The sequence below is a fragment of the Pseudomonas sp. NPDC089743 genome (assembly GCF_044748785.1).
GTDB lineage: Bacteria > Pseudomonadota > Gammaproteobacteria > Pseudomonadales > Pseudomonadaceae > Aquipseudomonas > Aquipseudomonas putida_X.
Genome location: NZ_JBIVGS010000010.1, coordinates 1 through 12841 on the forward strand (window position 1 = coordinate 1; position 12841 = coordinate 12841).

The following is a 12841-nucleotide window of genomic DNA, read 5'->3' on the forward strand; positions in this document are numbered from 1 at the left end:
GCCCGTGAGGCTTGACCATATAACACCCAAGCAATTTGCTGCTGCAGATTGTGGTGGTGAAGATGATACGAACCGAAAGTTCGCAACGAACCACAAACATCACATATCCGAATTCGCTGGGCTGTCCATCTGGACATTCTGGCTACAGAATTTCTTGACGACCATAGAGCATTGGAACCACCTGATCCCATCCCGAACTCAGTAGTGAAACGATGCATCGCCGATGGTAGTGTGGGGTTTCCCCATGTGAGAGTAGGTCATCGTCAAGATTCATTTCGCAAAACCCCTATCTGCGCGAGCAGGTAGGGGTTTTGTCTTTCCGATATTCGCACACCTTTCTCCAGGCAAAGATGTTTTGTCCGTCTCGCACCTGCGCAAACGCGCCGAAGGGTGCGACAATTAATCCTGTTCGTTTACGTGACTTTGCCCCGCCCAAGCTGCGTCAAGGCTTAGGTTCGGGGCACCCTCGCGCCCGGATAGAGCGATGCCAGCGTGCCGTGCTGCGCATTTCTGGACCTTCACCGTCCTATACAACTGAGGTTACAAGCAAGATGGCCAAGGCCGCCGATGTCGTTGTGCAATGCCTGGAAAACGAAGGTGTCGAGTATGTGTTCGGCATTCCTGGTGAGGAAAACCTCGACCTGCTGGAATCCCTGCGCAAGTCGAAGATCAAGCTGGTACTGACCCGCCACGAGCAGTCTGCGGGCTTCATGGCAGCCACCTATGGCCGCCTGACCGGCAAGACCGGCGTCAGCCTGTCGACCCTGGGCCCCGGCGCTACCAACCTGGTAACCGCCAGTGCTTACGCCTACCTGGGCGGCATGCCGATGATGATGATTACCGGCCAGAAGCCGATCAAGAAGTCCAAGCAGGGCCGCTTCCAGATCATCGATGTGTGCGGCATGATGGATCCCATCACCAAGTACACCCACCAGTTCGCCTCGGCCGACAACATCCCTTCGCGCATGCGTGAAGCGTTCCGCCTGGCCGAAGAAGAAAAACCGGGTGCCGTGCACCTGGAGCTGCCGGAAGACATCGCCGCCGAGCAGACCGATGCCATGCCGATCCCGCGCAGCCTGCACCGCCGTCCGCTGGCCGAACATGTGGCTATCGAAGCTGCCATCGAGAAACTGCGCACCGCACGCAGCCCTATCCTGGTGATCGGTGCCGGCGCCAACCGCAAGATGACTGCCAAGGTCCTCAAGCAACTGGTCGACAAGACCGGTATCCCGTTCGTCACCACCCAGCTGGGCAAGGGTGTGGTTGACGAGCGCAGCCCGCGCTTCCTGGGTAACGCTGCGCTGTCGTCCGGTGATTTCGTGCACCGTGCGATCGAAGCGGCCGATCTCATCGTCAACATCGGCCACGATGTGATCGAGAAGCCGCCGTTCTTCATGGTCCGTGGCGGCACCGAAGTCATCCATATCAACTTCCGTTCCGCCGAAGTCGACGCCGTGTACTTCCCGCAGGTTGAAGTGATCGGCGACATCGCCAACGCTGTCTGGCAGATCGCCGAAGGCCTGGGCGACACTTCGCACTGGGACTTCACCCGCCTGATGGCGATTCGTGAAGCCAACGAAGCCCAGATCGCCGAAGGCGCCGACGATGACCGCTTCCCGGTCTACCCTCAGCGCCTGGTTGCCGATATCCGCCGCGTACTGCCGTCCGAAGGCATCGTTGCCCTGGACAACGGCATCTACAAAATCTGGTTCGCCCGTAACTACAAGGCTCACAAGCCCAACACCGTACTGCTCGACAACGCCCTGGCGACCATGGGTGCTGGCCTGCCGTCGGCGATGGCAGCCCACCTGGTGTACCCGGACCGTCCGGTGATCTCGGTGTGTGGCGACGGCGGCTTCATGATGAACAGCCAAGAGCTGGAAACCGCAGTCCGTCTTGGCATGCACGTTACCGTGGTGATCCTGCGTGATGACGGCTACGGCATGATCCGCTGGAAGCAGGCCAACATGGGCTTCACCGATTTCGGCCTGGACTACGGCAACCCGGACTTCGTCAAGTACGCCGAAGCCTACGGTGCCAATGGCCATCGCGTAGAAAGCGCCGAAGGTTTGCTGCCGCTGCTCGAGCACTGCATCAAGACCCCGGGTGTGCACGTGATCGACTGCCCGGTCGATTACAGCGAGAACGACCGCATCCTCAACAGCGAGCTGCGTGAGCGCGCGCTGGCGGTGTAAGTCCTAAAGTCCAATCCTTGGTGAACCGCCTCCCCCAGGGGAGACGGTTTACCGGGGATCAGGCTGCCCAGGCATCACAACAGTGTCGGCTTTCCAGCGGTCACGCGGCAGAGCCTGCATTCATGGGCGTACATATCCACCACCGCTCAGGTCTTACGATTCACCATTCTCACGTTCTCAAGCCCCCATGGAGAACACGAGAACATGACCATTGGATCGTCATACAATCACCCCGCCAACTTGGCCATTGAGCCTCCTTCACCCACGCAACCTTGGGCTGCACGCTTCCCGAATCCACCAGACCTTTGCTTTGACTATCGCCGGCTGATCGAGCAAGAAGGTGGTATCGCGCGTGCTGTTCAACCGGAGCATCGGATCTGCATCGTCGGCGCTGGCGTTACCGGTTTGACCGCTGCCCGTGAGCTGCTGCGTTGTGGCTTCACACAAATCACTTTGATCGAGCAATCCCAGCGTCTTGGCGGCCGCCACCTGACAGTGGTGAACAACCTTGGCGATTACAAGCACCCTAAAAGCCCTTTTGAAATGGGGGCAATGCGCATGCCCTTCTTCAATAGAACGGGGGAGCCTGCCAAGGACGGACGTTCGCTGATGGCCTACTACGCCAAATTATTCGACTTGCGCCTCTCCGACTTTCCCAACCCTGGTACACCTTGGGTGAATGCCACAGGGATCTACCTGCGAGAAGGCCAGCTTGACGAAAGTAAAGATCCGGCCCTTCTGATCTGGCGCAATCCAGAAGGAGACACTCCTCCTCCTACGGACACCCTGCAGCGCATTCACGGGAAATGGACACGCTTTGCAGAGCTGTTCGCCGAAAAGGTTGCCACTGTTTACGGCACGCAAAGCTGGGAATCGATGTGGTCTGCCATTGTAGAAAGGTATCACCGGCTATCGTTCCGGGAGTTGGTTCACCAACCTGTTCTTGACCGCTGGGATCCAGCAAACCCCGGTGACTTTGGCGGGTTAGGCATGGATAGAGATGAGTCGGCAATCTTCTATGCGATAGGTATCGGTGATGGCAGCTGGGGTGCATTCTATGATGTCTGCTGCCTGTACCCTCTGCGCACTGCGATCTTCGGCTTCAGCAGCCACTTGCAATTGGTTCACGGGCGTGTGGATGAGGAGGGCATACCTTTCGCCGCACCGTATCTGGAAGTCGAGACGGTGCCTGACAGCAAGGGGGTAATGTTCCAGGCACCTGCCTATCTTGGCCTGGCAGCGATGGATGACTGCCTGCTGTTCATGGATATTGATACTCAGGGCACGTCACTGTATAGCCATCTTGCTCAACGTGATGATGGACTGCTGACTGACAGTTCGGTGTGCGGTCTGCAGAAACTGCCGAATGGTCGTATTCGAGTTCAATACCGTTGGCAGTGGAGCAATTCAGAGCGAGAGCAGTTGCTGCACGATGATTTCGACAGCGTTGTTCTGACCACGCCATCCTGGTTGATTGAAACTCAGATCCGGCTTAGTGATTTCAGCCGGGAGTCTTTGCCGCAACCGATCATGGATGCCTGGAAGCATGCCCATTGGGAAACCAGCTGCAAAGTCTATGCGCCGCTCCAGAAATCCTTCCTCGATCGCCAACTTCCTTTGCCACAAATCCTGATCACTGACAGCTTTGTCCACGACGTGTATGCCTACCGCTACAACGACAGCTACACCGATGATTGCATCCTCCTCAGTTACACCTGGGAAGACGACGCCACCAAACTGGGGGCGTTTTCTGATGAGGAGCTCGCACAGAAGTGCATCAATGAGCTTGATCGGATCCTGTTGCGCTGTAGCAATATCGGTGAAGCCATATCGCCTTACATCGATACTCGAAACATTCGTATACAGCGATGGATGACTGATAGAAACGCCCTCGGCTGCGCAAAACTTTATCGAGCAGGCACCTATTACGACGCTGTTGGCTTGATGAAATACAACCGTGAATTGAGTGCATCCTCGGGACTTTATCTGGCTGGGGAGTGCTTCTCTGTTGATGCGGGTTGGACGGAGCCATGTCTGCGTACGGCAGTCGACACGGTCATAAACATCTGTGATCGCACATCAGCCAAGTTCCATGGTGGCTTCACCCTTGATCACTATCCGCATTATCAAATTCGGTAAACAAAGCGTTTGAAGGTCTTCGAATAGGGCGTTTCCTACCAAAACTCTTCACTTTTCCTACAGGTCTGTGGGAGCGGGCTGACTGTCGCTCCCCAGCCTGGCCCCGCTTTACTGGCGTTCTTCCACAACAACCATAAAAGGAAGCCGCCATGTCCGAACAATGCCTCCCGATAAGCCCGGTTAAAGTTGCCGTCATTCAGTTCGACCCCCAGGTCGGCCTAGAAAATCGCAATGCCAACCTGAAACGCGGGTTGGCACTGGCCCGTCAAGCGGCCCGTGAAGGCGCCGGCCTGATTGTGCTGCCTGAACTGGCAGACACCGGTTATACCTTTCAGTCGCGTGCCGAAGCCTATGCTCATGCCCAGACGCTACAGGACGGGCCCAGCCTCCAGGCGTGGGCGGATTTTGCTCAGGAGCAACAGGTTTATCTGGCCGCAGGCTTCGCGGAACGCGATGGTCTGAAACTCTATGACAGTGCAGTACTGTTCGGGCCAGGAGGGATGCTTGGGCATTACCGCAAGGCTCACCTGTGGAATCAGGAAAAGCTGTGGTTCACCCCCGGCGACTTGGGTTTCCCTGTTTTCGAAACGCCCATCGGGCGTATAGGTTTGTTGATCTGTTGGGATATCTGGTTTCCCGAGGTCCCCCGCTTGATGGCGGCCCAAGGCGCCGACATCCTCTGCAGCCTGAACAACTGGGTATGGACGCCACCACCGCTGTTCGATGTTGCCGGCCGTTGCATGGCTTCGTACCTCACCATGACCGCAGCACACGTCAACAATGTTTATATCGCCGCCGCCAATCGAATCGGTAGCGAGCGGGGAGGCCGTTTTCTGGGCTGTTCGCTGATCGCTGGGACCAATGGGTGGCCTATCGGCGAAATGGCCAGTGCAGATCACGAAACCATCCTTTATGCCGATGTCGATCTCAGCGCGGCCCGTTCGGCGCCAATCTGGAACAGCCTCAACGATTTGCCACGAGACCGGCGGACAGATCTTTACGACGCCACGCTCGGCTACCGCATGCATGCACCCATGCCACGCTGAGGAGATGGTAATGAAGGTTAAGTTCATTTTTTCCCAGCAATTGATTCCTGCGTTGATGCTTGCCGGCCTGACAGCATTGCTGACTGCCAGTGTGGTAGTGGGTCAATGGCCCGATTATGCACAGTGGACTGCGACCCTTGATCAGCCACTAAGCCGCCTGCGCTGGATAGTCGCAGACATCAGCGAAGTCACTTTCTACAAGCATGAACTACCCGCTCTCGGCTTGCTGCTCGGCGCTTGCCTGGCGCATTGGGCCTATATCCGAGGCTACCGGTGCCAGGGCTTCGCCGTCTGTTATGGCAGCGGTTTGTGGCCCTGGGTTGTCACCAGCTCGCTGCTAGGGCTGCTGCTCAGTCATGCCATGTGGGGCTGGACCCTGGCCAGTGGCGCCTGGCAACCCACATTCGTCGCCTTCGTCTCGCTGCCGGCTGCCATGGTGCTGCTGTTTGGTGGCGGCTGGCAGGTAACGGTCACTGGTGCGGTCCTGGGTGCACTGCTGGTAGCACCAGCCAGCCTGTTGCTGGTCAATTACCTCTGCTACCCCCTGCAGTTACCTCCCGTGATCGGCACTGTCAGCGGGATGGCTGTAGCAAGCGTGATGGCTTTCATGCTGTGCAGGCGTTTTCCATCGTTGGTCAAGGGCGGCCGCAGGCCCGCGACGTTGCCGGCCGTTGCGCCAAATCCGGACTATGGAGTGCTCTGGTCACTCCGGCGCGTGCTGGCCGATTTCAGCGAAGGCCCATTCTTCGGAAATGAACTGGCCAGTCTGGGGCTCTTGCTGGGGGTGCTGGCCGCCTACATGCTAGCGCCCGCCGCCCCCGCCTATGGCTCGCAACTGGTTGTTCAACTGTTGGCCGGGCAGGGGTTGTCTTCGCTGATTGGTGTTGTGATCTGGCGGCGTCAATGGCAAGCACGTGGCTGGTATCCCACTTATATCCCCATCGTGTCCATCGTTCCTGCCGCGATACTGACCCATGGCGGTAGCTGGCAGGTGGTCATGCTCAGTGCAGTGTCGGGTGCACTGATCGCACCGCCGTTGGCTGTGGCCATCAGCCAGCGATTACCGAGCTATATGCATGGCTACATCGGCAATGTTCTGTCCATGGCCATCAGTACAGTCGCTATCGTGCCGCTGGTCGGTCTTGTTACGGGAGTTGGCATATGACGGAAGTTGAACATTTGCCTCGCTTGTCGATTGCCAGCCTGGGAGGAACAGTCAGCATGCAGGCCGATGCTCCTGGACGGGGAGTGACGCCGAGTCTCGATTGTGAGAAGCAGTTGGCCTTGCTACCCCAATTACGCGAGCTGGCGCAGCTTGAAATTGCCACGCTGTGTCTGGTCCCTAGCGCCTCCCTGAGTTTCGTGATGCTTCTTGAGGTGCTGGCCTGGGCCCGTGCTGAAATCGAAGCTGGCTCACAGGCAGTGATACTGACTCAGGGAACCGACTCGCTGGAGGAGACGGCGTACTTCTTCGACCTGCTCTGGCCTTACGATGCGCCGCTGGTGCTCACCGGTGCAATGCGCTCGGCCAGCCAGCCGGGGAGCGATGGGCCGGCCAATTTGCTGGCGGCGGCGCAGGTAGCACTGGCCCAGGAGAGCAGGGGACGAGGTGCGCTGGTGGTGATCAACGATCAGATCCACTGCTCAACGAGGGTCCGCAAGACAGCCAGCCTGGCGATGGCGGCGTTCGAGTCGCCTGGCAGTGGTGCCATTGGAGAGCTGGTAGAAGGCATGGCGGTGTATCGTCAAATGCCTTGCCCGCGCGCCGTGCTACCGCTGCCCGAACGCGTTGAACATCGGGTTGCACTGCTGGAGGCCTGCCTCGATGCAGATACCGCCTTGCTGCAGGCTGTTGCGGCCTTTGGGTTCGAGGGGCTGGTCATAGCCGGTTTCGGTGCTGGGCACGTTTCCAGCGCCTGGTCCGATATGCTGGGTGAGCTCGCGCCGAATCTGCCAGTGATTGTCGCTACCCGCACCGGAAGTGGTACCACCGCTCGGTCGACCTATGGCTTTGCGGGGGCAGAGATCGACTTGCAGTCCAAGGGCGTACATATGGCCGGGCAGCTGTGTCCGCGCAAGTGTCGAATATTGTTGTGGTTGCTACTCGGCACGGGGCAACAGTCGTCGCTGTGCTCCTGGCTACCCCATTAGGGGAACTGCCCGCAGCCCTTGCCCCGCTGCTGTGATAGGGTGCACACACTTTGGCTTTTCAGGATGTGCCCCCATGCTTCCTCCCCTCAGCGAAAAAGAGCTCAACCGCCTTGAAGACCTGCTGATCACCTACGGTAACGACTATTCGGTACTCAACCTTGCCGAGCTCAACGGCTTTTTCACCGGCCTGGCCAGCTCGCCGGGTCGGGTCAACCCCGAGCAGTGGTTGCCTGCGGTCGCCGGTGGCAAGGTGCCGAAGTTCAAGAAGCCAGCCCATGAAGAAGCCTACACAGCATTGATGCTGCGCTATGCCCACCAGGTGGCGGAACAGCTTGCGGAGGATGTCGACGGCTTCGAGCCGGTGTTCGAAGAAAGTGAAGGCGAGGAAGGGCCAGCGATCATCATGGAGGAGTGGTGCTTTGGCTACATGCGCGCTACCCAGGTCGCGCAATGGGGCGAGCTTCCGCCAGAGCAGGATCAACTGCTCAAGGCCATTTCGCTGCACGGGCTGGAAGATAACTTCGAACTGCTTGATACCATGAGCTTCGATGAGCTTCAGGCTTGTGTGCCCCACGTGGTCGCTGCAGCCAAGGGCTTGTATCGGTATCAGAAGCAGCAGCGACATTGATCTGCCCAAGGTCATTATTTCGCCCGGCGAAATTATGATCTCCTCTGCGCGCTGATTCTGCTTCCCGCCGAATCAGCGCAGCATGTGTTCCAGCAGCACCACCCCGGTGCCACGCCTGGAGCGCAGACCATGATCAAACTCTACAACTTCCCCAAGTCCGGCCATGCCCACCGCATCGAGCTGATGCTGTCACTGCTGAACCTGCCCACCGAACTGGTCTTCGTAGACCTGGCCAAAGGGGCGCACAAGCAGCCGGAATTTCTCGCCATCAACCCGTTTGGCCAAGTGCCTGTGATCGATGACAACGGTACTGTCATCGCCGACTCCAACGCCATCCTCGTCTACCTCGCGGGTACTTACGACAAACGTGGCCAGTGGCTGCCCCAAGACCCGCTTGCCGCTGCCCGCGTGCAGCGCTGGCTGTCGGTTGCTGCCGGGCCCGTTGCTTTCGGCCCTGCTGCCGCTCGCCTGGTCACGGTGTTCGGCGCCTCGTTCAACACCGACGAAGTCATCGGCCGTGCCCACAGCTTGCTCAAGGTGATGGATGCCGAGCTGGCCAAGACGCCGTTCCTGGTGGGCAGCGAGCCAACCATCGCCGACGTCGCCAACTATTCGTACATCGCCCATGCCCCCGAAGGCAATGTCTCGCTGGACCCGTACCCCAACGTGCGTGCCTGGCTGGCGCGTGTCGAAGCGCTGCCCGGCTTCGTTGCCATGCCACGTACCGCCGTGGGCCTGCAAGCCAGCGCCTGAGCCGCTACCCTACCGAGGAACGCCGCCATGCAAGCACTACCAGACCCTCGTACTTCCCCTTGGCACGCTGGCGAGAAACGGCTGCAGGAACAGGCCGGTGTGGCGGAACGTATGGAGGTGTTCGGGCGGAAGGTCATTCGTGACTACATGCCCGACCAGCATCGCGAGTTCTACCGGCAATTGCCGTTTCTGGTTGCAGGTGCCGTGGACGCCCACGGTAAACCCTGGGCGACGCTGCTTGAAGGCCCCGAAGGCTTCGTCAGCTCGCCCGACCCTCGGCAGTTGCTCATCGACACCCAGCTCGCCAGTGACGACCCGGCAGCGCCAGGCCTGGGCCCAGGTGGTGCTGTCGGCCTGCTCGGCATCGAGCTGCACAGCCGCCGCCGCAATCGCATCAACGGCCTTGTCCAACAAGGGAACGATGGGCGGCTGGCGGTGGCGGTGGAGCATGCTTTCGGCAATTGCCCCCAGTACATCCAGATGCGTGCTTACACGCGTGTCGATGAGCCGGCGCAGGGGCGGCTGGATTCAAGCGTGCTGGATGCCCATGCGGTGACCATGATCGAGCAGGCCGACACCTTTTTCGTGGCCAGCTACATAGACCACCCAGACGGCCACCGCGCGGTGGACGTCTCGCACCGCGGCGGCCGGGCCGGGTTCGTCAAGGTCGATGGCAACCGCCTGACAATCCCCGACTACGCCGGCAACCTGCACTTCAATACCCTCGGCAACCTGTTGGAAAATCCGCAGTCAGGGTTGTTGTTCGTCGATTTCAGCAACGGTGATGTCCTGCAACTGACTGGCCGCACCACTATTGTGCTCGACAGCCCACTGATCAAAGACTTCGAAGGCGCCGAGCGGCTATGGACGCTTCAGGTCGAACAGGTCGTGCTGCGCCGGGCTGGCGTGTCATTGCGCTGGGCCTTCCAGGAGTACGCGGCTACCAGCCTGATGACCGGCACCTGGGCCGAGGCCGAGCAGCGCCTGCAGCAGCGCGAACGGCAGCGCCAATGGCTGGCCTGGCGTGTGCAGCGGGTGGAGCAGGAAAGCCGAGACATCCGCTCGTTCTACCTCGCCCCAGATAGGCCGGTAACGTTCGCCCCAGGGCAGCACATTCCGGTGCGCCTGGCTTTGGGAGGCGAGACGCCGTTGATTCGCACCTACAGCCTGTCGTGCGCGCCATCGGACGGCTACCTGCGCATCAGCGTGAAGGCCCAGGGGGCGGCTTCGCGGTATCTGCACGAACAGGTCGGCGTGGGCGATCTGCTCGACGTGCGGCTGCCCATGGGCAGTTTCACCTTGGATGGCGACAGCGCAAGGCCCATCGTGCTGATCGGGGCAGGCGTGGGCATTACCCCGCTGATCGCCATGTTGCGCGAGCAGCTGGCCCGGCAGCAGGCGCGGCGAATCCATCTGTTCCACGGCGCCCGCCGCCTCGCCGACTTGCCATTTCAGCAGGAACTGGCGGCGTTGGGCGAGCAGGCAGGCGGCCTGTTGAGTGTGCATCGTTTCCTTAGCCAGCCCGAGGACGATGCACTACCAGGACGCGACTACGACCATGCCGGGCGCCTGGCGATCGAGCAGGTCAAAGCGAAGCTGGCGCTGGATGACTACGACTTCTACCTGTGTGGGCCCGCCAGTTTTACCCAGGAGCTGTATGAAGGGCTGCGCGCCATTCATGTACCCGACAAGCGCATCCATGCGGAAGCCTTCGGCCCGTCGACCCTGAAGCGTCATACCGACTACAACCAGCCGACATTGCAGCAGCCACCGGCTGCCAGCGAGCCGGTGCCGGTGTACTTCGCCAGCTCGGCCAAGGAGGCGCGCTGGGCGCCGGGCGGTGGTACCTTGCTGGAACTTGCCGAGGCCCGAGGGTTGTCCCCGGACTTCAGCTGCCGGGGCGGTTCGTGCGGCACCTGCAAGACCAAGGTGGTGAGCGGCCAGGTGCATTACCCGAACCCGCCTGCGCAGATGCCGGACGCGGGGACAGTGCTGATCTGTTGCGCGGTGCCGGGCAAAACGCAGGAGGGTGGGCAAGCGTTGGTACTGGACATTTGATGCCGCCTGCAGATGGCTGATAATCACTCGACACCCGTCCCCAGGAGCTGACATGGACCAGATTCACCTGATGAAGGTGTTCGTTGCGGTAGGCGAGCTGGAAAGCTTCGCAGCCGCCGCCCGCCGCCTGGATATCTCGCCCGCTGCCGTAACCCGCGCTGTCAGTGCGCTCGAGGACATGCTCGGCGTCAAACTGTTGCTACGCACCACGCGCAGCGTGCGCCTGACCCAGGCGGGTGGCCGCTATCTGGAGGACACCCGCCATATCCTCGCCAGCATCCTTGAGGCCAACGAGGCCGCCGCCGGTATCAACGCCACGCCCAAAGGCGAGCTGGCGGTCACTGCGCCCATCCTTTTCGGCAAGAAATTCGTCATGCCGAGCATCGTGCGTTATCTGCAGCAGTACCCCGAGGTCAACGTCTCTGCCTACTTCCTCGACCGCATCGTCAACATGGTCGAGGAGGGCATGGACGTTGCCGTGCGTATCGGTCCGCTGCCCGACTCCGGCCTCAAGGCCCTGCGCGTGGGCAGGGTCAGGCGCATGCTCTGCGCCTCGCCTGAATACCTGCTGCGCCATGGCGTGCCGCAGCACCCTTCGGACTTGCCGGCGCATGCGGTGATCGCCACCACCAACCTGTCACCGCGCGCGGGCTGGCGCTTCGGCGTGACGGACGAACCGACCCTGGTGCGCATCCAACCCAGGCTCACCGTGACCAGCAACGACGGTGCGATTGCCGCGGCGGTGGGTGGGCTGGGGATTGCCCGGTTGCTGTCGTATCAGGTGGTGGACGAGATCGCCAGCGGGCAGTTACAGGTGATCCTTGCCGACTATGAAGAAGCCCCATGGCCGATCCATGTGCTGCACCGCGAAAGCAAGCACGGTTCGGCCAAGGTGCGCGCGTTCGTCGACATGCTGGCGCATGAGCTGCGGGCCCAAGGGCTGGACTGACGTCATCCTGCCTTCGGGCCACCCGGCTCCACTTGCTCGCTGACAACCGTCTGGATCGCCTGGTACTCCAGGCTGAAGCCCAGGCTCATTTCTTCACCCTGCTGCAACAAACGCAGCCCCGGTTGCCCCGGCAGGTGGTGGGCATTGACTGGATGGCTGACCGGCTCAAAGCAGAAGAACGGTTTGTCCTGGGGGCAGAACAGCAAGAAATGCTCGGCGCCGTTGGCGCTGCATGCCAGGCGATAACCGGCTGCGGGTTGTTCGATCACGCAGTCCCCGGCCCAGCCGCCGAACGCATGGTCGACCACGGTGCTCGGCAGGCCGGCCGGCGCATCGAAGCGCCACGCATCAGGCACCGCTGCCTTGTACGACGGCAACCGACCCTCTTCGGCCAGCCACACATGCTGCGCCGCTGCCCGCAGCCGGGTGTCTGGGTAGCGCGGGAAGTAAGGATGCAAGCCCAGCCCGTACCAGGTAGCGGGCTCATCCAGATGCGTCACATGCAGGTCAAGCCTCAGGCAACCTTCATGCACATGCACATCCAGTACCGCCCGGTAGGCGAACGGCACGCTGCTCTGAAGGGTCAACCTTGCACTTCGCTCAGTGTGGTGAGCCACCTGCCAGGCCTGCTGCCAGGCAGTGCCATGAATCGGATACGGATCGTGTGGGGTGTTGGGCGCCAGGGCCAGCCAACCTTCGGGTCTTGCAAAACCACCTTCGCCAATGCGGTTGGACCACGGCGCCAAGGGGTAGCACGCCAACTGCCGCGGTGTACCGTTGGCCAGCGTCGCCGGGTCGGTATGACGCAGCAGCGCCTGCCCGGTCGCCTTCACTTCCCAGTTGACCAAGCTGGCGCCCAGCTCGGGCGCCAGGGTCAGGCGGGTCAGGCGGTCTTGCAGCTGCAGTTCGGTGACAGCCATCA

General features: G+C 60.6%; 10 protein-coding genes and 1 rRNA gene. 10 read left to right on the forward strand and 1 reads right to left on the reverse strand.

Annotated elements, in window-relative coordinates:
* Positions 1-153: 153 nt before the first annotated feature.
* The 10 genes from rrf (at position 154) to ACIPZC_RS17680 (ending at position 11919) form a co-directional block, all read left to right on the forward strand.
* A 5S ribosomal RNA gene (gene rrf / locus ACIPZC_RS17635) occupies positions 154-269 on the forward strand.
* A gap of 282 nt (positions 270-551) precedes the next feature.
* Positions 552-2195, forward strand: coding sequence for an acetolactate synthase large subunit (locus tag ACIPZC_RS17640; protein WP_012313089.1), 1644 nt, complete (start codon positions 552-554; stop codon positions 2193-2195).
* A 204-nt stretch (positions 2196-2399) separates the two neighbouring features.
* A complete protein-coding gene (locus ACIPZC_RS17645) occupies positions 2400-4334 on the forward strand; it encodes a flavin monoamine oxidase family protein (protein WP_400628477.1) in 1935 nt (644 codons plus the stop codon).
* Between the two features lie 149 nt (positions 4335-4483).
* Positions 4484-5380 carry a nitrilase family protein gene (locus ACIPZC_RS17650; RefSeq protein ID WP_400628479.1) on the forward strand — a complete coding sequence of 299 codons (897 nt, stop codon included), beginning with the start codon at positions 4484-4486 and terminating at the stop codon, positions 5378-5380.
* Between the two features lie 10 nt (positions 5381-5390).
* Positions 5391-6545: a hypothetical protein gene (locus tag ACIPZC_RS17655; protein WP_400628481.1), complete on the forward strand. Its 1155-nt coding sequence runs from the start codon at positions 5391-5393 to the stop codon at positions 6543-6545.
* Entirely contained in the window at positions 6542-7531 is a 990-nt protein-coding gene (locus ACIPZC_RS17660) for an asparaginase (protein ID WP_400628483.1), read from the forward strand. Before ACIPZC_RS17655 ends, ACIPZC_RS17660 begins: the two co-directional genes overlap by 4 nt.
* 73 nt (positions 7532-7604) lie before the next feature.
* Entirely contained in the window at positions 7605-8159 is a 555-nt protein-coding gene (locus ACIPZC_RS17665; RefSeq protein WP_400628484.1) for a UPF0149 family protein, read from the forward strand.
* A 129-nt stretch (positions 8160-8288) separates the two neighbouring features.
* Positions 8289-8912, forward strand: coding sequence for a glutathione S-transferase family protein (locus ACIPZC_RS17670; protein ID WP_241802714.1), 624 nt, complete (start codon positions 8289-8291; stop codon positions 8910-8912).
* 27 nt (positions 8913-8939) lie between these two features.
* Positions 8940-10970: a pyridoxamine 5'-phosphate oxidase family protein gene (locus ACIPZC_RS17675; RefSeq protein WP_400628487.1), complete on the forward strand. Its 2031-nt coding sequence runs from the start codon at positions 8940-8942 to the stop codon at positions 10968-10970.
* A 52-nt stretch (positions 10971-11022) separates the two neighbouring features.
* Positions 11023-11919, forward strand: coding sequence for a LysR family transcriptional regulator (locus ACIPZC_RS17680; protein ID WP_400628489.1), 897 nt, complete (start codon positions 11023-11025; stop codon positions 11917-11919).
* Positions 11920-11921: 2 nt separating this feature from the next.
* Here the strand turns inward: ACIPZC_RS17680 and ACIPZC_RS17685 are convergent, their stop codons facing one another.
* Positions 11922-12839, reverse strand: coding sequence for an aldose 1-epimerase (locus ACIPZC_RS17685; protein WP_400628491.1), 918 nt, complete (start codon positions 12837-12839; stop codon positions 11922-11924).
* Positions 12840-12841 lie beyond the last annotated feature (2 nt).

What these genes read in the sequence shown, in the direction of transcription:
- ACIPZC_RS17640 (WP_012313089.1), top strand. Translation starts at nt 552, where the DNA reads ATGGCCAAGGCCGCCGATGTCGTTGTGCAATGCCTGGAAAACGAAGGT.
- ACIPZC_RS17645 (WP_400628477.1), top strand. Translation starts at nt 2,400, where the DNA reads ATGACCATTGGATCGTCATACAATCACCCCGCCAACTTGGCCATTGAG.
- ACIPZC_RS17650 (WP_400628479.1), top strand. Translation starts at nt 4,484, where the DNA reads ATGTCCGAACAATGCCTCCCGATAAGCCCGGTTAAAGTTGCCGTCATT.
- ACIPZC_RS17655 (WP_400628481.1), top strand. Translation starts at nt 5,391, where the DNA reads ATGAAGGTTAAGTTCATTTTTTCCCAGCAATTGATTCCTGCGTTGATG.
- ACIPZC_RS17660 (WP_400628483.1), top strand. Translation starts at nt 6,542, where the DNA reads ATGACGGAAGTTGAACATTTGCCTCGCTTGTCGATTGCCAGCCTGGGA.
- ACIPZC_RS17665 (WP_400628484.1), top strand. Translation starts at nt 7,605, where the DNA reads ATGCTTCCTCCCCTCAGCGAAAAAGAGCTCAACCGCCTTGAAGACCTG.
- ACIPZC_RS17670 (WP_241802714.1), top strand. Translation starts at nt 8,289, where the DNA reads ATGATCAAACTCTACAACTTCCCCAAGTCCGGCCATGCCCACCGCATC.
- ACIPZC_RS17675 (WP_400628487.1), top strand. Translation starts at nt 8,940, where the DNA reads ATGCAAGCACTACCAGACCCTCGTACTTCCCCTTGGCACGCTGGCGAG.
- ACIPZC_RS17680 (WP_400628489.1), top strand. Translation starts at nt 11,023, where the DNA reads ATGGACCAGATTCACCTGATGAAGGTGTTCGTTGCGGTAGGCGAGCTG.
- ACIPZC_RS17685 (WP_400628491.1), bottom strand. Translation starts at nt 12,839, where the DNA reads ATGGCTGTCACCGAACTGCAGCTGCAAGACCGCCTGACCCGCCTGACC.